Below are 19,718 nucleotides of genomic sequence, written 5' to 3' on the forward strand. Positions count from 1 at the left end.
CCAGTGGAGACGAGTGTGAACGCGGTTGCCGTCGATCCAATCGAGCATCGAAATGCCCAGGCGCGCATCGTCGACGCATTGCTTGAACGCCGTCGTCTGAAGGACACCGATTTGCTGCGCGCGCGGCAGCTGCAGGCCGAATCGGGCATGGGCTTGCTGGCCCTGCTCGGCCGCCTGGGCCTGGTGTCCGAGCGCGATCATGCCGAAACCTGCGCCGACGTGCTTGGCCTGCCGTTGGTGGACGCGCGCCAACTGGGAGATACCCCACCGGAAATGCTGCCCGACGTGCAGGGACTGTCGCTGCGCTTCCTCAAGCAATTCCATCTGTGTCCGGTGGGTGAGCGCGATGGCCGGCTGGAGCTGTGGATCGCCGACCCGTACGACGATTACGCCATCGATGCGGTCCGTCTTGCCACCGGCTGCGCGTTGTCGCTGCAGGTTGGCCTGCGCTCGGAAATCGACGATCTGATCGAGCGCTGGTATGGCCAGGGCCGCAGTGCGATGGGCACCATCGTCGAAACCGCCGACGGCGATGCCAACAGCAGCGACGATATCGAAGCCTTGCGCGACCTGGCCTCCGAAGCACCGGTGATCCGGCTGGTGAACCTGGTGATCCAGCACGCGGTGGAACTGCGCGCCTCCGACATCCATATCGAACCGTTCGAAAGCCGGCTCAAGGTGCGCTACCGCGTGGACGGCGTGCTGGTGGAAGGCGAAAGCCCGCCCGCCAAGCTCACTGCGGCGGTCATCAGTCGCATCAAGATCATGGCCAAGCTCAACATCGCCGAGCGCCGCCTGCCGCAGGATGGACGCATCATGCTGCGCGTGCAGGGCAAGGAACTGGACCTGCGCGTGAGCACCGTGCCCACCGCGCATGGCGAAAGCGTGGTGATGCGCCTGCTGGACCGTGAAACGGTGGTGTTCGACTTCTACAAGCTCGGCTTCACCGAAGAATTCCTGCCGCAGTTCCGCAAGGTGCTGGAGCAACCGCACGGCATCATGCTGGTCACCGGCCCCACCGGCTCGGGCAAGACCACTACGCTGTACACCGCGCTGAGCCAGCTCAACACCGCCGACGTCAAGATCATCACCGTCGAAGACCCGGTGGAATACCAGATCGAAGGCATCAACCAGATCCAGGCCAAGCCGCAGATCGGGCTGGATTTCGCCAACGCCTTGCGCAGCATCGTGCGGCAGGACCCGGACATCATCATGATCGGCGAAATGCGCGACCTGGAAACCGCGCGGATCGCGATCCAGTCCGCGCTTACCGGCCACCTGGTGCTGTCCACGTTGCACACCAACAACGCCGCCGGCGGCATCACCCGCCTGCTGGACATGGGAGTGGAGGATTACCTGCTCACCTCCACCATCAACGGCATCCTGGCGCAGCGCCTGGTGCGCAAGCTCGATCTGGCCAACGCCGAACGCTATGCCGCATCGCCGGAGGAGATCGAACGCTTCAACCTGCGTCGCCTGCAGCCCGATGGCGAGATCTTCCTGTATCGTCCGCGTCCCTCGGCGGCGGCGCCGACCGGGTACCTGGGACGCACCACCATCGTCGAATTCCTGGTGATGAACGACGAGCTGCGGCGCGCGGTGATGCGCCGCGCCGGCATGGGCGAGATCGAACAACTGGCGCGCCAGGCCGGCATGCGCACCATGTACGAAGAAGGCCTGTCCAAGGCCTTGCGCGGCGAAACCACCATCGAGGAAGTATTGCGCGTCACGGAGGATGCGTGAGCGTCAATGGGGCAATAGTGAGCATGGGATGCTCGGGATCGGAAGATAAGCAGGGCAATGTCCCGGCAACGCGTCGCGCACGCGCAAAGCTGCGCCCGGTGGCGCCAACGCAGCGCAGGATCCTGCTTTTCCCGATTCCCGATTCCCGAATCCCGAATCCCGGCCGTCCAGCCTGATGCCCCTCTACCGCTACAAAGCGCTCGACGCCCACGGCGAAATGCTCGACGGCCAGATGGAAGCGGCCAGCGATGCCGAGGTGGCGCTGCGTCTGCAGGAGCAAGGCCATCTGCCGGTGGAAACGCGCCTGGCCACCGGCGAAAGCGATTCGCCGTCGTTGCGCATGCTGCTGCGCAAGAAGCCCTTCGACAACGCGGCACTGGTGCAGTTCACCCAGCAGCTGTCCACCCTGATCGGTGCCGGGCAGCCGCTGGATCGCGCCCTGTCGATCCTGATGGATCTGCCCGAAGACGACAAAAGCCGGCGCGTGATTGGCGACATACGCGACACCGTGCGCGGTGGCGCGCCGCTGTCCTCGGCACTGGAGCGCCAGCATGGGTTGTTTTCCAAGCTGTACATCAACATGGTGCGCGCCGGCGAGGCCGGTGGCAGCATGCAGGACACCTTGCAACGGCTGGCCGACTACCTGGAGCGTAGCCGCGCGCTCAAGGGCAAGGTCATCAATGCGCTGATCTACCCGGCGATCCTGCTGGCGGTGGTGGGCTGTGCGCTGTTGTTCCTGCTCGGCTACGTGGTGCCGCAGTTTGCGCAGATGTACGAAAGCCTGGATGTCGCCCTGCCGTGGTTTACCCAGGCGGTGCTGAGCGTGGGCCTGCTGGTGCGCGACTGGTGGATCGTGCTGGTGGTGGTGCCGGGCGTGCTGGGAGCGTGGCTGGATCGCAAGCGACGCAACGCGGCATTCCGTGCGGCATTGGATCACTGGCTGTTGCGGCAGAAGGTGATCGGCAGCCTGATCGCGCGGCTGGAAACCGCAAGGCTCACGCGCACGCTGGGCACCTTGTTGCGCAACGGCGTGCCGCTGCTGGCGGCGATCGGCATCGCGCGCAACGTGATGTCCAATACCGCGCTGGTCGAGGACGTGTCCGCCGCTGCCGACGACGTCAAGAACGGCCATGGCCTGTCGATGTCGCTGGCGCGCGGCAAGCGGTTCCCGCGGCTGGCGTTGCAGATGATCCAGGTGGGCGAAGAATCCGGTGCCCTGGACACCATGCTGCTGAAGACGGCCGACACCTTCGAGCTGGAAACCGCACAGGCCATCGACCGTGCATTGGCGGCGCTGGTGCCCTTGATTACCCTGGTGCTGGCCTCGGTGGTGGGGCTTGTCATCATTTCGGTGCTGGTGCCGCTGTATGACCTCACCAATGCGATCGGCTAGGCGCGGCTGGCCCGGCAGTTTCGACACCTGTTTTCGGCCACTGCCGGGCAACCGGCGGGAACCATTGCACTGCCCGCCCGGTCTTCAGTGGGTGTCGGCATCCTTCATCGACATGCAAGGAAATCGTTCATGAGTAAGCGTTCCATCACTCGCAGTCCGTCGCGCGCAGGCCAGGCCGGCATGAGCCTGCTGGAAATCATCATCGTCATCGTGCTGATCGGCGCGGTGCTCACCCTGGTCGGTAGCCGCGTGCTGGGCGGCGCCGATCGCGGCAAGGCCAACCTGGCCAAATCGCAGATCCAGACCCTGGCCGGCAAGATCGAGAATTTCCAGCTCGACACCGGCAAGCTGCCCGGCAAGCTCGACGACCTGGTCACCCAGCCCGGCGGCAGCAGCGGCTGGCTGGGGCCGTACGCCAAACCGGCCGAACTGAACGACCCGTGGGGCCACACCATCGAATACCGCGTCCCCGGCGATGGCCAGCCATTCGACCTGATGAGCCTGGGCAAGGACGGCCGCCCCGGTGGCAGCAGTTACGACGCGGACATCAAGTACCAATAAGTTTCAGGTCATGCGCGTTGCGCCTCCGCCGTTGCGTTGCCCGTCCGCCGTGTTCGGCCCTGGCGGCGGAGGCGTGCGTGGTACTTCGCTGCTGGAAATGCTGCTGGTGATCGCGCTGATCGCCATGGCCGGCGTGCTGGCGGCCGCTGCCTTGAACGGCGGCATCGACGGCATGCGCCTGCGCACCGCCGGCAAGGCGATTGCCTCGCAGTTGCGCTACACCCGCACCCAGGCCATCGCCACCGGCACCCCGCAGCGGTTCCTGATCGACCCGTTGCAGCGCCGCTGGGAAGCGCCCGGCGGCCATCACGGCGATCTGCCGTCCTCGCTGCAGGTGCGCTTCACCGGCGCGCGCCAAGTGCAGTCGCGGGAAGATCAAGGCGCCATCCAGTTCTTCCCCGATGGCGCCTCTACGGGCGGCCGTATCGATCTGCAGGTCAAGGACGCGCGCTGGCGCGTGGACGTGGGCTGGATCACCGGCGAGGTACGTTCGGGCCCATTGCGGACGCCGGTGCCATGAAGCGGCAACGCGGCTACTCCCTGATCGAGGTGATCGTCGCCTTCGCGCTGCTCGCCCTGGCGCTGACCCTGCTGCTGGGATCGTTGTCCGGTGCCGCACGCCAGGTGCGTGCAGCCGACGAAGGCACGCGCGCGGCGCTGCACGCGCAATCGCTGCTGGCCGTGCAGGGCGTGGAGAAGCCGTTGCTGCCCGGGCAGCAGCAGGGCAGTTTCGAAAACGGGCATTTCCGTTGGTCCATGGAGGTGCGCCCGTACGACGAACCGCGGCGCAACCCGCAGGCACCGGTGGCCCCTGGCGGGTCCACGTTGCTGCAACTCACCCTGGTGGTGCGGTGGGGCGAGGCGGCCAACCAGATGCTGCAATGGCGCAGTTTGCGGCTGGTGACGGCCACCGCGCAGGAGGGGGCGCGATGACCCGTTCGCGCAGCGCCGGCTTCACCCTGATCGAGGTGCTGCTGGCCACCATGCTGCTGGTCGGCGGGCTGGCGCTGGCGTTTGCCACCTTGCGCTCTGCCAGTGCGGTGAGCCAGCGCGGCGAGGCCATCGCCCAACGTAGCGAGCGCATGCGTGCAGTGGAACAGTTCCTGCGCCAGCGGCTGGCGGCCGCTTTGCCGTTGGCCATGGGCATCGATCCGCAGAGCCAGCAACCGATGCTGTTCGTCGGCGAGCCGCAGCGCATGCGCTTTGCTGCCGACGTGCCGGATTACCTGGGCCGTGGCGGCCCGTATCTGCACGACCTGTCGGTGGCTGGCGAGGGCGAGCAACGCCGCCTGCAGATTGCGCTGACCATGCTGCAATCGGGCAAGTCGATCGAGGAAGGCACCGCCTTGCCGCCGGAGACGCTGGCCGACGGCGTGCAGCAGGTCAGCTTTCGCTATCGCGGCATGGACCCGCAGAACGGCCGCCTGAGCGCATGGTTGCCGCAGTGGGAATGGCACGACCGCCTGCCGCTGCTGGTGCGCATCGACATCCGCAGCGAAGATGCGCCCTGGCCGCCGGTGGTGGTGGCCCTGCCGCAATCCAGCAACCCGGGGGCAGGACAATGAGCCGGGCGCGCGGGGCCGCGCTGGTGCTGGTGTTGTGGTTGATCGCCTTGCTCACCGCGATGATCGGCGCATTCGCGTTGAGCGCGCGCGTGGAGGCGCTGCAGGGCAGCATGCTGCGCAATGGCACGCAGGCGCAGGAATACGCACGTGCCGGCCTGGAATACGCCTTGTTTCGCTTGCGCAGCGCCGATCTCCAGACACGCTGGCGCGCCGATGGCCGGCGCTATCGCTGGCAGATGGACGATGCCACGGTGGAGATCCGCATCACCGATGAAAGTGGCAAGGTGGATCTGAACATGGCCGAGCCGGCGCTGCTGGCCGGGTTGGTGCGTGCAGTCGGCGGTGAACAGGGCCGCGACACGCGCATTGCCGGCGCCATCGTCGATTGGCGCGATGGCGACTCGTTGAGCCAGCCCGGTGGCGGCGCGGAAGACCGCGATTACGCCGATGCCGGCCTCCCATACGGCGCCAAGGACAGCCCGTTCGAAACCCTGGGCGAACTGCGGCTGGTGTTGGGCATGGACAGCGAGCTGTATCGCAAGCTGTTGCCCAACATCACCTTGCACAGCGGCCGTTCGCGGCCGGAAGCGCGCTTTGCACCTGGTCCGGTGTTGACCGCGATGGGCCTGGACGCACGGCAGCTGCTGGCCCAGCGTGACGCGCCGCCGGGTTTGCCGGGCAGTGACGCGACGGTCGGTGGCTCGGACACTTATAGTATCGAGAGCCGGGCGCGACTGAGTCAGGGACGCGAGGCCGTATTGCGCGCGGTGGTGTCCACCAGCGCGTCTGCCTTGCCGGGATCGGCCTACACCGTGTTGCGTTGGGAAGAGGGAGCAGCAGTGCAATGACCGCATGGCGGGACACCTTGGGCCGTATCGGCGTACGCGCCATGCCGGGCGCCGGAGGCTTCTGGCGTTGGTGGCAGCAATCGCTGCTGGCATGGTTGCCGCAGCGCTGGCAATGGCAGCTGGGCCTGTCGCAGGCGCGCCTGCTGTTGCAGCTGGACGGGGAGACCTTGCAGGTGGTGCGCCAGCGCGATCACAGCCGCGAGGCGATCGCCAGCCTGCCGTGGCCGCTGCAGCCGCAGGAAGTCAATGCGGTGCTGCCGAGCGCATTGGACGGCTTGCCGCGCCACTGGCTGTTGCCGGCCACGCACACGTTGCGGCGGCCCTTGCGCCTGCCGGCCGCCGCCGCGGCGCGGCTGCAGGATGTGGCGCGCTTCGAGATCGACCGGCAAACCCCGTTTACCGCCGACCAGGTGTATTTCGATGCACGCGTGCTCGAGGTGCGCGAAGACGGCCAGCTCGATGTCGAACTGGTGGTGGTGCCACGGCGCATGATCGATGGTCCGGCCGGTGTGCCCGATGCCTGGGCCACGGCGCTGTCCGGCATCGACGTGGCCGATGCGCAGGGCGCGCCGCTGGGCGTGAACCTGCTGCCGCCGGCACGTCGCCTGCGCCGCAGCGACCCGATGCAGCGCTGGAACCTGTTGCTTGCCGCCACCGCCGTGCTGCTGCTGGCAGTGGCCGGTTGGCTGCTGCTGGACAATCGCCGCCAGGCCGCCGACGACCTGCGCGCCAAGGTGCAGGCCAATGCCGCGCGCGCGCGCCAGGTGGCCGCCGAACGCCAGCAACTGATGGACCTGGTCGAAGGCGCCAACTTCTTCCAGCAACAACGTGCCACGCGCCCCACCTCGGTGGAGATCTGGGACGAGCTGAGCCGGCGTCTGCCGGGCGGCACCTATCTGGAAAAATTCTCGGTCGAAGGTGGGCAATTGCAATTGATCGGCTTGAGCAACGAAGCCTCCTCGCTGGTGCGGCGCCTGGAAGGCTCGTCGCTGTGGCGCACGCCCTCGCTGACCGGCGTGCTGCAAAGCGATGCCGGCCGCAATGTCGATCGCTTCACCATCACCGCCGAGCTGGCGGGCCCGGGTGCGAAGGAGGCCGCCGATGCCACGCAGCGTTAAGCGCGACCGCTGGATCGCCTTGGGCCTGCTGCTGCTGGTGCTGGGCGTAGCCTACCTGGTACTGGTGCACCCCTGGTTCACCCAGCCGATGATCGCCGCACAGGACGACCTGCAATCGCTGCGCGAGCGCGAGCTGCGCGTGCGCGTGCAGCTGCAGCAGGCACCGGAAGTCAGCAAACGGCTGCAGCAGGCGCGCCAGACCCTGGAAAGCCGCCCCGGCTTCCTGCCGGAAACCTCCGCCGAGCTGGCCTCGGCCGGGCTGGTGCAACGGCTGGAGCGCGCGGTGGTGGAGGCCAGCCCCGGCAACCGTAGCTGCGCCATCAGCAACCGCTCGCCCTTGCAGCCGGAAAGCAAGGCCCGCTTCACCCGCGTGGCAGTGCAGGTGCGCCTGCGCTGCGGCACCCCGGAGCTGGCCTCGGTGCTGTACAGCCTGGAAAACGGCACCCCGCGCCTGTTCGTGGACAACCTCAACGTGATGGCGCAGCGCTACCAACTCTCGCCCAACGAAAGCGGCAACGGCCTGGATATCGCCTTCGAACTGGCCGGCTATCTGCGCCCGGGCGCCAGCGCCGCGCCGTTGAACACCGATGCAGCACCCGCCGCCGCCGGGGAGGCCAGCAATGCGCCCTGACCTGATCGGCCTGCGCACCTGGCTGCTGGCCGCCGTGGCCGGCTGGGCGTTGCTGGTGTGCATCCTGGCCGTGGCCGGGCTGGGCAAGCGGGTGGAACTGCTGCCGGACGACCCGGCCCTGGTACAACGCCTGCCCACCTTGCCGGCGCCGGCACCGGAGCGCCTGGGCGCCTTCGAAAAATATTCGGAGATCGCCGCGCACCCGGCCTTCGCCGAAGACCGCCTGCCGCATCCGTTCTTCCTGTCCGGCAACGACGGCAGCGGCGCTGCCTCCACGGTGCGCCTGACCGGCGTGTTGCTGACCGAGACCTTCAAGATGGCCACGCTGACCCTGGACCCGCGCGATTCGGTGCGCGTGCAATTGGGCGGCGATGCGGTCAAGGGCTGGCGCCTGCTGGCGCTGCAACCGCGCAGCGCCACCATCGAAGGCCCCGGCGGCACCCAGACCCTGGAATTGCATGTATTCAACGGCCAGGGCGGGCAGCCACCCACCGCCAATGCCGCCGCGCGCGGCGCTGCCGGCAGCACCCCGCCATTGCCGGTGCCCGATACCGGCGCGGCCGTGCAACCGCCGCAGCAGCCGCAGCCGCAACCGACCACGCCGCCGCAGCAGCAACCCGGCGGGCAGGCACCGCCCACGGTGCCGCCGCAGCGCAGCGATGGTGCGCAGGAAGCCCCACGCCCCTCCGACGATCAGATGCGTGCCATCCGCGAACGCATCGAAGCCCGACGCCGCCAGCTGCAACAGCAGCGCCAGAGCGGCTCACCCCCCGGTCAGACCCAATGAGTGAACGCATGACGCCGCGCCTGTTTTCCGTGTCCCTGCTGATTGGCCTGCTGGCCGGTTGCGCCACCACTCCGCCACCGGACGTGCGCCGCACTGCGCGCCTGGATCCGCAAGTCGGCGCCGCCGGCGCCACCCAGACCGCTGCCGAGCAGCGGGCCGACGCCAATGCCGACGCCAAGCCCAGCCCGGTGATCCGCCGCGGCAGCGGCACCATGATCAACCAGAGCGCCGCGTCGGCGCCGTCGCCCACGTTGGGCATGGCCAGCAGCGGCAGCGCCACCTTCAACTTCGAAGGCGAATCGGTGCAGGCCGTGGTCAAGGCGATCCTGGGCGACATGCTCGGGCAGAACTACGTCATCGCGCCGGGCGTGCAGGGCACCGTGACCCTGGCCACGCCCAACCCGGTCTCGCCTGCGCAGGCGCTGAACCTGCTGGAGATGGTGCTGGGCTGGAACAACGCCCGCATGGTGTTCAGCGGTGGCCGCTACAACATCGTGCCGGCCGACCAGGCATTGGCCGGCACGGTCGCGCCCAGCACTGCATCGCCCTCGGCCGCACGCGGTTTCGAAGTGCGCGTGGTGCCGTTGAAGTTCATTTCCGCCAGCGAAATGAAAAAGGTGCTCGAGCCCTACGCACGCCCGAATGCCATCGTCGGCACCGACCCGGCGCGTAACGTCATCACCCTGGGCGGCACCCGCGCCGAGCTGGAAAACTACCTGCGCACCGTGCAGATCTTCGACGTGGACTGGTTGTCGGGCATGTCGGTGGGCGTGTTCCCGATCCAGTCCGGCAAGGCGGAGAAAGTCAGCGCGGATCTGGAAAAGGTGTTCGGCGAACAGAGCAAGACACCCAGCGCCGGCATGTTCCGTTTCATGCCGCTGGAAAACGCCAACGCGGTGCTGGTCATCACCCCGCAGCCGCGCTATCTGGACCAGATCCAGCAGTGGCTGGACCGCATCGACAGCGCCGGCGGCGGCGTGCGGCTGTTCTCCTACGAGTTGAAGTACATCAAGGCCAAGGACCTGGCGGATCGATTGTCGGAAGTGTTTGGTGGGCGCGGTAACGGCGGCAATAGCAGTTCTACGTTGGTGCCTGGCGGTGTCGTGAATATGTTGGGCAATAACAGCGGCGGAGCCGATCGAGACGAAAGTCTTGGAAGTAGCAGTGGAACAACGGGTGGAAGTATTGGAGGCGAGACTGGCGGTTCAAGTCAGTCTGGTGGACCTGGGGGCATTGGAGCAGGCGGTGGAAGTGGCATGCTCCAGCTACAGCCCAGCACTAACCAAAACGGTAGCGTAACTCTTGAAGTTGAAGGCGGCAAAGTCGGCGTTTCGGCAGTTTCCGAGACTAATACGCTGCTGGTACGTGCAAGTGCTCAAGCATGGGGCTCTATTCGTGATGTGATTGAAAGGCTCGACGTGATGCCTATGCAGGTGCACATCGAGGCACAGATTGCCGAAGTGACCCTGACGGGGCAGCTAGAGTATGGTGTTAATTGGTATTTCGAAAATGCGGTCAGTGCGCCCGTAAATGCGGATGGCACGGGGGGCGCTGGTTTGCCGCCAGCTGTTGGTAGAGGTATATGGGGTGATGTGTCCGGGAGCGTTACAAATAATGGTCTTGCCTGGACTTTCCTGGGTAAAAATGCAGCTGCAATAATTAGCGCGCTGGATCGTGTTACTAACTTGCGTTTGCTTCAAACTCCGTCGGTTTTTGTGCGAAATAACGCTGAAGCCACACTTAATGTTGGTTCTCGAATTCCTATCAATTCGACATCAATAAATACCGGATTGGGTAGTGATAGTAGTTTTTCATCGGTTCAGTATATTGATACCGGTGTAATTTTGAAGGTGCGTCCGCGCGTTACTAAAGATGGAATGGTTTTTCTTGATATTGTTCAGGAGGTTAGTACGCCGGGCGCGCGCCCGGCAGCATGTACCTCAGCGGCAACAACTACTGTTAATAGTGCTGCATGTAATGTTGATATCAATACTCGTCGAGTAAAAACAGAAGCCGCTGTCCAGAATGGGGACACGATAATGCTGGCCGGTTTGATCGATGACTCGACCTCAGATGGTAGCGATGGGCTTCCAATTTTGAGCAAATTGCCGGTTGTTGGTGCGCTTTTTGGACGTAAGACACAAAATAAGAATCGCAGGGAAGTTATTGTGCTGATTACTCCATCTATTGTGAGAAATCCTCAGGAGGCGAGAAAATTGACGGATGAATATGGTCAGAAGTTTAACGCAATGAGGCCGATAAAAAAATGACGGTTTCGTTTTTATAGTTCATTTCACTAAGACGTAGGGACTAACCAGCATGAAAATTTTTAAAAGAAATCGGATTATCTGTTATCCGCTTACGATTTTTTTCTTGCTCTTATTTTTCTCGACAAATGTGCAAGCTGTCCCATTCAGTCTCCTTTATAGTGCACAAGCTAGCCATCCGGTTTATGAAACTGCTCGGGTTAATGCGCTCAATACCGCGCTTACATATGCGTACTTTGACGGGTGGCTTGGCGCTACTAATCCTGCAGTTTCAAGTAAGGTTTGTCCTATGACAAACATCACGTGGTATAAGCCTAACGGTGCCGCAGGAGGCTATGTTGTAATCGTAACTGTTACATGCACTAAGCAGATACCTGGGTAGTTAGAGAATTTATTTACATTAAGGGAAAATAGTGCACGCCTTTGTTTGGAGCTGTTGATGGGTCAGGATCTACCCATCATTTTGGTTGGGGTTGGATTCGATGAGTTCCGGTTGGACGCTTGCCTAGGAGCGTTGGAATCGGCCACGCCGGCCGGCACGCGGGTGTGGCTGGCCGACGATGCGCAGGCCGGTCCGCGCGGACGCGCGGTGATCGAACACTGGTTGGCACGCACGCCGTTGCAGGCGCACCACACCCGTCGCCAGCGCATGCTGGGCGAGGTGGCGCATCTGGATGAAATGCTCAGCGCCTGCGGCGATGCCGATGTGGTGGTGCTGGGCGTGGATGCCTGCCCGCTAGCGGGCTGGCTGGGCCAGTTGAGCGCATGCTTCGCGCGCGATGCCGCCATCGCCACGGCCACCCCGTGGAGCAATGTGGGCGAAGCCTGTAGCTGGCCGCGCCTGGGCGAACTCAACCCCCTGCCGGAGGCTCCGGAACGGCTGGCCGCCGCCTGTGCGGCGATGCCGCCGCTGCATCCGGAGCTGCCATCGGCGGTCGGCCATGCGGTGTTGTTGCGCGGCAGTGCACGGCGCAAGGCCGGCGGCCTGGATGCCAGCAGTTACGGCTCCTGGTATGCCGCGCTGGTGGACCTGAGCCTGCGCATGGGCGGGCTGGGCTGGCGCAACGTGCTGTGCGACACCGCCTTCGTCGCCTCGCCGCATGAAGGTCGCCCGGCCGACGGCGACATGGACGCGCTGGCCACCCGCTGGCCGGCCTGGCACGCCCGCCTGGCCGGCTTCCTCATGCACGACCCACTACGTGCCCAGCGCGAGCAGCTGAGCCAGCTGCTGGCCGAGCTGCCGCCGCCGGACCCGCAGCGCACATTGTTTGGCCCGTAGCTGCCTTGCAACGAAGATGGCAGCGCAGCACGCTCGTCACCGATTCCCGATTCCCGATTCCCGGCGCTACAGCGCCGAACGCGCCGGTGCCTGCGTGTGCACCACCACGTCCAACGCATCGTGGCGCCAGGATTCGATATCCAGCTCCACCGCGCTGCCGTCCTCGGCAAAGCTCACCCGCTGCAGGCGGAAGCACGGGGTGCCGGGGGTGGACTGCAGCAGCACCGCCTGCGCTGGATCCAGCCCGGCCGGATGCATGGACAACTGGCTGCGGCTCAGGAACAGGCCCAGCTTCTGGGTGAACACGTTCGATAACGAGCCGGCCAGGTCGTGTTCCAGCAGGCCCGGCGCCCACGCGGCGCGCACGACATTGGTTTCCAGCAGCACCGCACGCCGATCGATCCAGCGCCGACGCTGCAGCACGAAGACCTGCTCCTGCGGGCCGTGCAGGCGCAGCGCGGCGGCAAACTGCGCACCGGCCGGTTGCAGGCTGGCGCTCAACAACTCGGTGCGCGGTCTGCGCCCCTGCGCAGCCACGTACTGCATGAACCCGGCGATGCTGGTGGGGTCGTAGCGCACGCGCGGTGCACTGACAAACCAGCCACGGCGATTCTCGCGGTAGATGCGGCCTTCGGCTTCGAGCTGCTGCAGTGCTTCGCGTAGCGTGATCCGGGTGCAACCGAAGCGCTCGGCCAGCGCGCGTTCCACCGGCAGGCGATGGTCCGGGCCCCAGGCGCCGGCTGCAATCTGCGCGCCGATGGCATCGGTGATGGCGGCTTGGCGCGAAACGTTCATGCGGCGATCCGCCGCGAGGTGACACACAGCATGTGCAAGGTGATGACCAGAAACCGGCAAGGCCACGATGGTAAAGAAAGACCGCGGCCGCAAACCGGCCCTGATTCACGCTGCGGGCATCGGGCCCCGCGCGCGTTGGGCGTTCCAGCTGCGCCAGCCGTACACGGCCAGCACCACGAAGCCGGCGTAGAGCAGGGCGGTGGGGTACAGCCCCTTGTAGACGAACACGCCGACGTAGACACAATCCAGGACGATCCACAAAACCCAGTTGGCGATGCGCTTGCGCGCCGCCCACACGCTGGCGACCAGGCTGAAGCTGGCCAGCGCCGCATCCAGCCATGGCAGCACGGCGTCGGTGCGATGGTGCATGTACGCGCCCAGCGCGGCGGCGAACGCGGCGCCGATGCACAGCGAGAGCCACAGCTCCGGCGGCGGCATCGGCAGCGGGCGGATGCGTGCCTGCATGCCACTGCTTTGTCGCCACTGCCACCAGCCATACAGCTGGGTCAGCACGTACACGCCCTGTAGCAGCATGTCCGAATACAGCTTCCACTGGTAGAACAGCCAGGCGTACAAGGCCACCGCCACGATGCCTACCGGCCAGCACCAGCGGATGCGTCGCGCGGTCAGCCACACGCCCAGCAGGTTGATCACGACAGCGATGGATTCGAGCAACGACATGCACTGCCTGATGGAAAGTGGAGAGCGGGGGAGAGGTGCAGCACAAGCAAAGCCGTGTTGCAGTTGTCAGTGGATGCTGCGCGATGCCCCGAGTCTGCGTGCGATGGAAACACGCCAGCGCCTTCGCCGCGGAATAAGCTGCTGCTGCCTTCAGCCGGTGCCTGAAACACGCTCAATCACAAGTGACTCGCTTCGACTCCCTTCTCCCGCTTGCGGGGGAAGGTGCCCGAAGGGCGGATGGGGGCCGCAGACCTCAAAAATCCACCTGCACCGTCAGGCGCGCGGTACGTGGTGCGCCTGGGAACAGGTACGCATCGCCCTGGTACTCGCCCGAATCGCGCCAGTAGCGCTTGTCGAACAGGTTGTCCACGTTCACCCGCCGGGTGGTCGCCAGGCCGCCGACGGTGGTGGCATAGCGCGCCCAGATTGGCCACGGTATAGGCCGGCACGCTGGCGTTGCCGAGCCGGTCGGCGAACTTGCGCCCGCTGTACTGCAGGCCTGCCAGCACGGCCAGGCCATCGACGCCGGGCACGCGGTAGTCGGCCTGCAGGCTGGCACGCAGCTTGGGCACGTTGATGGCCTGGTGGCCTTCGATGTCGGGGATGCCGGTGTCTTCGGCGCGCGCGCGGATGGCCGCAACGCTGGCGAACAGGCGCAGTTGCTCGGTCGCCGCCCCATCGGCCGACAGTTCCAGCCCGCGGTTGTGCAGGCGGCCCTGCTGCACGAACCGCAGGCCGCCGTCGGCCTGCGGCTGGGTGAATTGATAGGCCTGGCGGATATCGAACAGCGCCGCGCCCAGGCGCAGGCCCTCCAGCGCGAACTTGGCCCCGGTTTCCAGCTGATAGGCGTTGGTGGGCGGCAGGATTTCATCGGCGTTGTCGGCAAACCATGGCGCGGTGCCGCCGGCGGCCAGGCTCTTGGCGTAGCTGGTATACAGCGACAGGTTCTGTTGCGGCTTGAACAACAGCGCCGCCTGCGGCAACACCGCGTCCTTGCGCGTGCGTCGCTCCAGCAGGCCGTCGCGGTCGAAGGTGCGCTCGTCCAGGCGCACGGCGCGTGCGCCCAGTGACAGTTCCCACAGGGCTCCCAGGCCGATGCGGTCGGCCAGCACCAGCGCGCGCTGGCGACTATCCAGGCGGCGTTGTTTGGGGTCCAGTGCCACATCGGTCTGCGCAAAGACCTCCGGGTCGCGGTCGATGCGGCCGCTGCCGACGAACGCGTTGACCGAGCCGAAGCGGTCGATGGTGCGGCGCAGCCAGTCGCCGCCGATGCTCAGGTGATGCTCCAGCGGACCGGTGACCAGGCGGCCTTCCAGCGTGGCGCGCAGCTGATCGTGCACGCGGGTGTCGTCGGGGCTGCGATAGTCGTAGATGTCGTACTCGCCCTGCGCGCTGAAGAAATTGGGCGTGGCGATGTCGGCGCAACTGGTGGCGCCATAGCAGCCCCAGGCGAACGCGGAGAAATCGTTGATCGCCGAACGGCTGCGCGATGCTTCTGCGGTGGCGCGCCAGTCGTCGTTGAACTGGTAGGCATAGCGCAGTTGCGCGTTGAGCGAGGCCATTTCCACCGGGCGCGCCCACGGCTGGTAGCCGAGCAGGCGGCGCACGTCGATCTCGCGTGGCACCTGCGTACCGCCCAGCAGCTGGTACCCGGGCACCGAGCGCTGCTGACGATGCTGGTATTCAACGTCCAGCTGCAGCAGCGATTGCGGGGTGATCTTCCAGTCGCCGGCCAGCGACAGAAAGTTGCGATGGCCATCGGCATGATCGACATAGCTGTCGATGTCTTCGCGCGCAGCATTCACGCGCAGGCCCAGCGAGCGCTCGGCACCGAACCAATCGCCCAGGTCGGCGGCGATATAGCGCGAGCCCTGCTCGTCGGTGCCCAGGGTCAGGCTGCGCACCTGCTCTGGCCGCTTGGTGCGGTAGTCGATCAGCCCGGCCGGTTCGTTGACGCCCGATTGCAGCCCGGACAAGCCCTTGAGCAGTTGCACCTGCTGCTTGTTCTCCAGCGCGATCGATTGCTCGCCCACCGCGCTCAGCCCGTTGATGCGGTAGCTGTTGGCGGCATTGAGCGAATAGCCGCGCACTACGAAGTTTTCGTAGTAGCCGATCGGCGCATACGCATCGCCGGCCGAGGCATCGGCACGCAGCACCTCGCTGAGCACGCGCGCCTGGCGGTCGAGCAGTTGCCCGCGCTCGATCACGGCGATCGAGGCGGGTGCATCGAGCAGGGCGGTGGCGCCGAAGCCGCCCAGTGCGGTGGCGGTGTCGCCACGTTCGCCGCGTACATTCACCGCGTCCAGTTCCACCGCGTCGGCATCGGAGTGTTGCTGTGCCAGCGCGGGCGCTGCCAGGCAGAGCGTCATGGCGAGTGTGAGCGGGCAGCGGGAGAGCAGGGTGGGGCGTAATGCAGGCATGCGAAAGACTCGAGAGTAGGAGGAAGCGTTCATGGCGAGCGGTGCGCGCGCGCGTGCAGATGCGCGAGCAGGTCCTGGCCATCGGCACTGGCGAACCAGTCCGCATGGCCCAGCAGGTAGCGGTGGTAGGCGATGTCCACGTTGTCGGCGGAGCGGGTGATGCCGGCGAAGTATTCGATTTCGCTCAGCGCAAAATCGGCATGCACGATCGGCAACAGCGCCGCCAGGCAACGCAGCTGCGCGCCCGTTAACGGCCGGTGCAGGGCGTAGCCATCCAGCAAGGCATCGAGTTGGGCGAGCTGGGGCCGCGCGCGTGCGCCAGCATCCAGCTGCAGCCAGGGCACCAGGTTGCGTTCGATGGCGGTGGCCAGATCGAACAGCGCGCTGTTGCAATCGCTCAGGCCGAAGTCGAAGATCGCGCTGACCCCGACGTGGCCGTCGGCATCTGTGTTCCAGAGCAGGTTGGACGCATGCCAGTCGCCATGCGTCCACAGCGGCGGCATCGCACCCGGCGCAGACAGCAGCGGCCAGGCCTTGGCATGCCAGGGCAACAGATGGGTGGTCAGGTCGCGTTGCCATGCAAAGCGCTGCAGGGCCGCCGCCAGGAGCGGCCGCGTCGGCAGCGTGCGCTGCAGCGCCAGCAGTGGTTCTGCCTGTGCGAACAGCTGCAGGTTGGCGACCAGCACGCTGGTGGAGCGCGGCGGCGCATCGAAGCCCTGCGCGGCGCGGTGCACCTGTGCCAGCGCCTCGCCTGCCGCCTGCGCATGGACGCAGTTGGCGAACGGCGTCCACGACAAGGCGTCGCGATACAGGTCCTGGCCGGCACCGACGCGTTGCACCTCATAGACCCATGGGTCCTGCGCCAGCGCAGTCTGGCCGCCGGCCGCATGCAGGACCTCCACCACCGGTGCGCCGGCCCAGCGCAGATGCGCCATGAAGCCGTGTTCCTCGCGCAAGGCTGCGGCACTGCGCACGCGGCGATGGTGGCGCTTGACGATCACCGGCCCGCTGGCGGTTTCGACCAAGGCGGCTGCGGAGAACGGACGCGCGCTATGCCAGCGCACCACCTCGCCACCGCCGATGCCGACGAACTGCTGCAGCACCTGCTGGATTTCGTCCACGGTCAGCGCTGGCCAGTCCGGCAGCGCCAACGCCAGGCTCATGCCGTGGACCTGATGGATGGCACTCATCAGGCAACCCCGGACAGACGACTGCTACTGACGAGAATCACTATTGGTATAGACCAGTCATGTAGAAGCGCGTTTGCATGACCGGTGCGCAGGCCGGCGAAACCAAGGACGGCGCTGCCGGGCCGTCGTTGCCGCGCTGGCCGCATCAGGCCGCCGCGAGGCAAAAGGTGAAAAGGCAGCGGCAAACCACGCGGTTGCTGGCTGTCATCACGGAGATCGAGTGAGGGGGTGCGCCGCGAACGGCACCGATGCATGCCGCTGGGCGGCCGTCGGGCGCGCAGTATGCCCGCTGCGGTTGCCGGCCGCCACGCTGGACCGGTATCGGTGCTCAAGACGCTCGCCGCCCGCGTGTGGTTTTCGCCCGCTGCGCGAGCGCTGGATGCCGGACGTGCGCCTGCGATGGCGCTGCGAGGCCTGGCCACCGGATAATGCGCCAATGACTCCTGTCCAGATCGCCGCCGTCGTCGTTACCTACCAGAGCAGCAGCACCATCGATGCGTGTCTGTCGCGGCTGCGCGCAGCCGAGGGCATTGACGAGATCCGGGTGGTGGACAATGCCTCCAGCGACGACACCCTGGAGCTGGTGCAACGGCATGCCCTGGCCGACGCCCGGGTGCACTTCATCGCCAATCCCGACAATCCCGGCTTTGCCACCGCCTGCAACCAGGGCGCCCGCGATTCCACCGCCCCGTGGCTGGTGTTCATCAACCCGGACCTGATGGTCGAAACCGACACGCTGGTGCAGTTGTGCACCCGCGCCGCCGGGCACGCCGCCGTGCTGCTGGGGGTGGAGCAGGTGGACGAGCAGGGCCGGCCGGATGCGGCGGTGCGGCGGCGTGACCCCGACTTTGCGGCGATGCTGCGCGCGCCGCGTGCTGCCGCGCAACTGGCGGTGCCGGCCGACTCGCGCCTGTCGCTGCAGCCGGTGGACGCCATTTCCGGTGCGTTGATGCTGATGCAGCGCAGCCTGTTCGAGCGGCTGGGTGGCTGGGATGGCCGCTACCGGCTGCATGCCGAAGATCTGGACCTGTGCCGGCGCGCGCGCCAGGCCGGCGCGCTGGTGGCCGTGGCCAACGATCTGCAGGTGGTCCATGTGCGCGGCGTCTCCAGCCGTGCCCGCCCATTCTTCGTGGAGTGGCACAAGCACCGCGGCCTGTGGCGGTATTTCCGCAAGTTCGAGGCGGGCCAGCGCGACCTGCCGACCCAGCTGGGAGTCTGGCTGGCGATCTGGACCCACGCGGCTGCCCAGGTGCCCAGATTGTTGCGTTCGAAATGACCTCCGCGCGTTAAATTGATGGTAAATCTGTGATCGGGAATTGGTCTAAACTGTGATACGTTTCGCTTAGAAGTGTGACCTCATCCGTGCGTCCTGCCCCTAACGGGTCCCCCATCAGGAATCGTACAAATGTTTGCAAAGAACGACCCGCGCTCGCGGGTCCGTCAGGCGTGCCTTGTCTGCCTGCAGTCCAGTTCGGTTGCCCTGGCAGCCGTGTCCCGTCGCCGATCCTGCCGGCTGCCACTGGCTGCAATCTGCGTGCTTGCCATGGGCTGCTCCTTGTCGGCACTGCCGGGCACCGCCATGGCCGGTGCCTGGACCCAGCCGCAGGGCGACACGCTGGTGATCGTCAAGGCGTTGCATAGCGATGGAACCGGCTGGTTTGACGATGCGCATCGCCGCGGCGATTTCGCCAATAACGGGCGTAGCCGCCAGGACCAGCTCAACGTCTACGTCGAGCATGGCCTGAGCGACCGTCTGAGCCTGATCGGCAATTTGTATTTCACCGAAGTCGGTTTCAACAACGACGAGCCGGTCGACGGCGTGCCAGCTCGTGCGCGTCGCAGCACCACGGGGTTCGCGGACCAGGAAATCGGTCTGCGCTACGCACTGCCCGCTGCGGCAGACGATGTGTGGCGCAGTGCCGTGCAGGCATTGGTGAGCATTCCCGCTTACGGCCGCAGCAAGACGTATCACCCGGGCAATCCCGGACCTGATCCGGCATTGGGCCTGGGTGATTACGGCCTGGAGCTGCGCTATAGCCGCGGTCGTGGTTACACGCTGGGTAGCCACAACGGTTATGTCGACCTGGGCGGCGCGGTGCGTTTGCGTGGCAGTGCCGCGTCGGACGAAGTGCGGGTGGATGCGTCCACCGGCTTGAGCCTGGCTCCGAACTGGTTGCTACTGGGCGAGCTCAACGTCATCCAGGGTCTGGGCAATGGGCGCAATGATGCGTTTGTCATCAGTTCCAGGCCTGGCGATACCGGCTTCGTCGCCACCGGCACCAACTACGACCTCACCAAGCTGCAGCTGTCCTCGCTGTACACCGCGCCGGGCGGCAGCCAGTGGCAGCTGGGCTATCAGCAGCCGGTGATGGGCCGCAATACCGGTGCCGCAGGCGGGCCCTTCGTGGCGGCCTGGTGGCGGTTCTAAGGACGCCACGCC

General features: G+C 66.0%; 18 protein-coding genes and 1 pseudogene. 15 read left to right on the plus strand and 4 right to left on the minus strand.

Features of this window, described 5'->3' with window-relative positions; genetic code table 11:
• Positions 1–15 precede the first annotated feature (15 nt).
• The 12 genes from gspE to XcuCFBP2542_RS03840 all read left to right on the plus strand — a co-directional run bounded on the left by gspE (position 16) and on the right by XcuCFBP2542_RS03840 (position 12,192).
• A complete protein-coding gene (gene gspE, locus XcuCFBP2542_RS03785) occupies positions 16–1,743 on the plus strand; it encodes a type II secretion system ATPase GspE (RefSeq protein WP_170066943.1) in 1,728 nt (575 codons plus the stop codon).
• A gap of 175 nt (positions 1,744–1,918) precedes the next feature.
• Entirely contained in the window at positions 1,919–3,136 is a 1,218-nt protein-coding gene (gene xpsF / locus XcuCFBP2542_RS03790; protein ID WP_104602292.1) for a type II secretion system protein XpsF, read from the plus strand.
• Positions 3,137–3,265: 129 nt separating this feature from the next.
• On the plus strand, positions 3,266–3,697 hold the full coding sequence (gene gspG, locus XcuCFBP2542_RS03795; RefSeq protein WP_104602293.1) for a type II secretion system major pseudopilin GspG: 432 nt from the start codon (positions 3,266–3,268) through the stop codon (positions 3,695–3,697).
• 10 nt (positions 3,698–3,707) lie between these two features.
• Entirely contained in the window at positions 3,708–4,217 is a 510-nt protein-coding gene (gene xpsH, locus XcuCFBP2542_RS03800; RefSeq protein ID WP_104602294.1) for a type II secretion system protein XpsH, read from the plus strand.
• The gene (xpsI, locus tag XcuCFBP2542_RS03805; protein WP_104602295.1) at positions 4,214–4,630 is read left to right on the plus strand and encodes a type II secretion system protein XpsI; all 417 of its coding nucleotides are present in this window, start codon (positions 4,214–4,216) and stop codon (positions 4,628–4,630) included. The genes xpsH and xpsI overlap by 4 nt, the downstream gene beginning before the upstream one ends.
• On the plus strand, positions 4,627–5,262 hold the full coding sequence (locus tag XcuCFBP2542_RS03810; RefSeq protein WP_104602296.1) for a type II secretion system protein J: 636 nt from the start codon (positions 4,627–4,629) through the stop codon (positions 5,260–5,262). The genes xpsI and XcuCFBP2542_RS03810 overlap by 4 nt, the downstream gene beginning before the upstream one ends.
• The gene (locus XcuCFBP2542_RS03815; RefSeq protein ID WP_104602297.1) at positions 5,259–6,110 is read left to right on the plus strand and encodes a type II secretion system minor pseudopilin; all 852 of its coding nucleotides are present in this window, start codon (positions 5,259–5,261) and stop codon (positions 6,108–6,110) included. The genes XcuCFBP2542_RS03810 and XcuCFBP2542_RS03815 overlap by 4 nt, the downstream gene beginning before the upstream one ends.
• On the plus strand, positions 6,107–7,228 hold the full coding sequence (locus XcuCFBP2542_RS03820; RefSeq protein WP_104602298.1) for a PilN domain-containing protein: 1,122 nt from the start codon (positions 6,107–6,109) through the stop codon (positions 7,226–7,228). Before XcuCFBP2542_RS03815 ends, XcuCFBP2542_RS03820 begins: the two co-directional genes overlap by 4 nt.
• Positions 7,212–7,859 (plus strand): type II secretion system protein GspM, encoded by a 648-nt coding sequence (gene gspM, locus XcuCFBP2542_RS03825; protein WP_104602299.1) that lies wholly within the window; start codon positions 7,212–7,214, stop codon positions 7,857–7,859. Before XcuCFBP2542_RS03820 ends, gspM begins: the two co-directional genes overlap by 17 nt.
• Positions 7,849–8,646: a type II secretion system protein XpsN gene (gene xpsN / locus XcuCFBP2542_RS03830; RefSeq protein WP_104602300.1), complete on the plus strand. Its 798-nt coding sequence runs from the start codon at positions 7,849–7,851 to the stop codon at positions 8,644–8,646. Before gspM ends, xpsN begins: the two co-directional genes overlap by 11 nt.
• Complete coding sequence (gspD, locus tag XcuCFBP2542_RS03835; protein ID WP_104602301.1) at positions 8,643–10,916, plus strand: type II secretion system secretin GspD; 2,274 nt, start codon at positions 8,643–8,645, stop codon at positions 10,914–10,916. The genes xpsN and gspD overlap by 4 nt, the downstream gene beginning before the upstream one ends.
• A 436-nt stretch (positions 10,917–11,352) precedes the next feature.
• The gene (locus tag XcuCFBP2542_RS03840; protein WP_104602371.1) at positions 11,353–12,192 is read left to right on the plus strand and encodes a glycosyltransferase family 2 protein; all 840 of its coding nucleotides are present in this window, start codon (positions 11,353–11,355) and stop codon (positions 12,190–12,192) included.
• 66 nt (positions 12,193–12,258) lie between these two features.
• Here the strand turns inward: XcuCFBP2542_RS03840 and XcuCFBP2542_RS03845 are convergent, their stop codons facing one another.
• The 4 genes and pseudogenes from XcuCFBP2542_RS03845 to XcuCFBP2542_RS03860 all read right to left on the minus strand — a co-directional run bounded on the left by XcuCFBP2542_RS03845 (position 12,259) and on the right by XcuCFBP2542_RS03860 (position 17,278).
• A complete protein-coding gene (locus XcuCFBP2542_RS03845) occupies positions 12,259–12,987 on the minus strand; it encodes a UTRA domain-containing protein (RefSeq protein WP_104602302.1) in 729 nt (242 codons plus the stop codon).
• Positions 12,988–13,092: 105 nt separating this feature from the next.
• On the minus strand, positions 13,093–13,668 hold the full coding sequence (pnuC, locus tag XcuCFBP2542_RS03850; protein ID WP_104602303.1) for a nicotinamide riboside transporter PnuC: 576 nt from the start codon (positions 13,666–13,668) through the stop codon (positions 13,093–13,095).
• Between the two features lie 253 nt (positions 13,669–13,921).
• Positions 13,922–16,088, minus strand: a pseudogene (locus XcuCFBP2542_RS03855) (TonB-dependent receptor).
• A 29-nt stretch (positions 16,089–16,117) separates the two neighbouring features.
• Complete coding sequence (locus XcuCFBP2542_RS03860; RefSeq protein ID WP_104602304.1) at positions 16,118–17,278, minus strand: phosphotransferase enzyme family protein; 1,161 nt, start codon at positions 17,276–17,278, stop codon at positions 16,118–16,120.
• 77 nt (positions 17,279–17,355) lie between these two features.
• Here XcuCFBP2542_RS03860 and XcuCFBP2542_RS19530 point away from each other — a divergent pair, with 77 nt between their 5' ends.
• The 3 genes from XcuCFBP2542_RS19530 (at position 17,356) to XcuCFBP2542_RS03870 (ending at position 19,706) form a co-directional block, all read left to right on the plus strand.
• Complete coding sequence (locus XcuCFBP2542_RS19530) at positions 17,356–17,502, plus strand: hypothetical protein (RefSeq protein WP_158251430.1); 147 nt, start codon at positions 17,356–17,358, stop codon at positions 17,500–17,502.
• Between the two features lie 212 nt (positions 17,503–17,714).
• The gene (locus XcuCFBP2542_RS03865; RefSeq protein WP_104602305.1) at positions 17,715–18,554 is read left to right on the plus strand and encodes a glycosyltransferase family 2 protein; all 840 of its coding nucleotides are present in this window, start codon (positions 17,715–17,717) and stop codon (positions 18,552–18,554) included.
• A 267-nt stretch (positions 18,555–18,821) separates the two neighbouring features.
• A complete protein-coding gene (locus XcuCFBP2542_RS03870; RefSeq protein ID WP_425477980.1) occupies positions 18,822–19,706 on the plus strand; it encodes a hypothetical protein in 885 nt (294 codons plus the stop codon).
• Positions 19,707–19,718: the final 12 nt, after the last annotated feature.

The organism is Xanthomonas cucurbitae (assembly GCF_002939885.1).
GTDB classification, from domain to species: domain Bacteria; phylum Pseudomonadota; class Gammaproteobacteria; order Xanthomonadales; family Xanthomonadaceae; genus Xanthomonas; species Xanthomonas cucurbitae.

Coding starts and splice junctions, on each gene's coding strand:
- xpsF (WP_104602292.1), top strand. CDS start 1,919: ATGCCCCTCTACCGCTACAAAGCGCTCGACGCCCACGGCGAAATGCTC.
- gspG (WP_104602293.1), top strand. CDS start 3,266: ATGAGTAAGCGTTCCATCACTCGCAGTCCGTCGCGCGCAGGCCAGGCC.
- xpsH (WP_104602294.1), top strand. CDS start 3,708: ATGCGCGTTGCGCCTCCGCCGTTGCGTTGCCCGTCCGCCGTGTTCGGC.
- xpsI (WP_104602295.1), top strand. CDS start 4,214: ATGAAGCGGCAACGCGGCTACTCCCTGATCGAGGTGATCGTCGCCTTC.
- XcuCFBP2542_RS03810 (WP_104602296.1), top strand. CDS start 4,627: ATGACCCGTTCGCGCAGCGCCGGCTTCACCCTGATCGAGGTGCTGCTG.
- XcuCFBP2542_RS03815 (WP_104602297.1), top strand. CDS start 5,259: ATGAGCCGGGCGCGCGGGGCCGCGCTGGTGCTGGTGTTGTGGTTGATC.
- XcuCFBP2542_RS03820 (WP_104602298.1), top strand. CDS start 6,107: ATGACCGCATGGCGGGACACCTTGGGCCGTATCGGCGTACGCGCCATG.
- gspM (WP_104602299.1), top strand. CDS start 7,212: ATGCCACGCAGCGTTAAGCGCGACCGCTGGATCGCCTTGGGCCTGCTG.
- xpsN (WP_104602300.1), top strand. CDS start 7,849: ATGCGCCCTGACCTGATCGGCCTGCGCACCTGGCTGCTGGCCGCCGTG.
- gspD (WP_104602301.1), top strand. CDS start 8,643: ATGAGTGAACGCATGACGCCGCGCCTGTTTTCCGTGTCCCTGCTGATT.
- XcuCFBP2542_RS03840 (WP_104602371.1), top strand. CDS start 11,353: ATGGGTCAGGATCTACCCATCATTTTGGTTGGGGTTGGATTCGATGAG.
- XcuCFBP2542_RS03845 (WP_104602302.1), bottom strand. CDS start 12,987: ATGAACGTTTCGCGCCAAGCCGCCATCACCGATGCCATCGGCGCGCAG.
- pnuC (WP_104602303.1), bottom strand. CDS start 13,668: ATGTCGTTGCTCGAATCCATCGCTGTCGTGATCAACCTGCTGGGCGTG.
- XcuCFBP2542_RS03860 (WP_104602304.1), bottom strand. CDS start 17,278: ATGAGTGCCATCCATCAGGTCCACGGCATGAGCCTGGCGTTGGCGCTG.
- XcuCFBP2542_RS19530 (WP_158251430.1), top strand. CDS start 17,356: ATGACCGGTGCGCAGGCCGGCGAAACCAAGGACGGCGCTGCCGGGCCG.
- XcuCFBP2542_RS03865 (WP_104602305.1), top strand. CDS start 17,715: ATGACTCCTGTCCAGATCGCCGCCGTCGTCGTTACCTACCAGAGCAGC.
- XcuCFBP2542_RS03870 (WP_425477980.1), top strand. CDS start 18,822: ATGGGCTGCTCCTTGTCGGCACTGCCGGGCACCGCCATGGCCGGTGCC.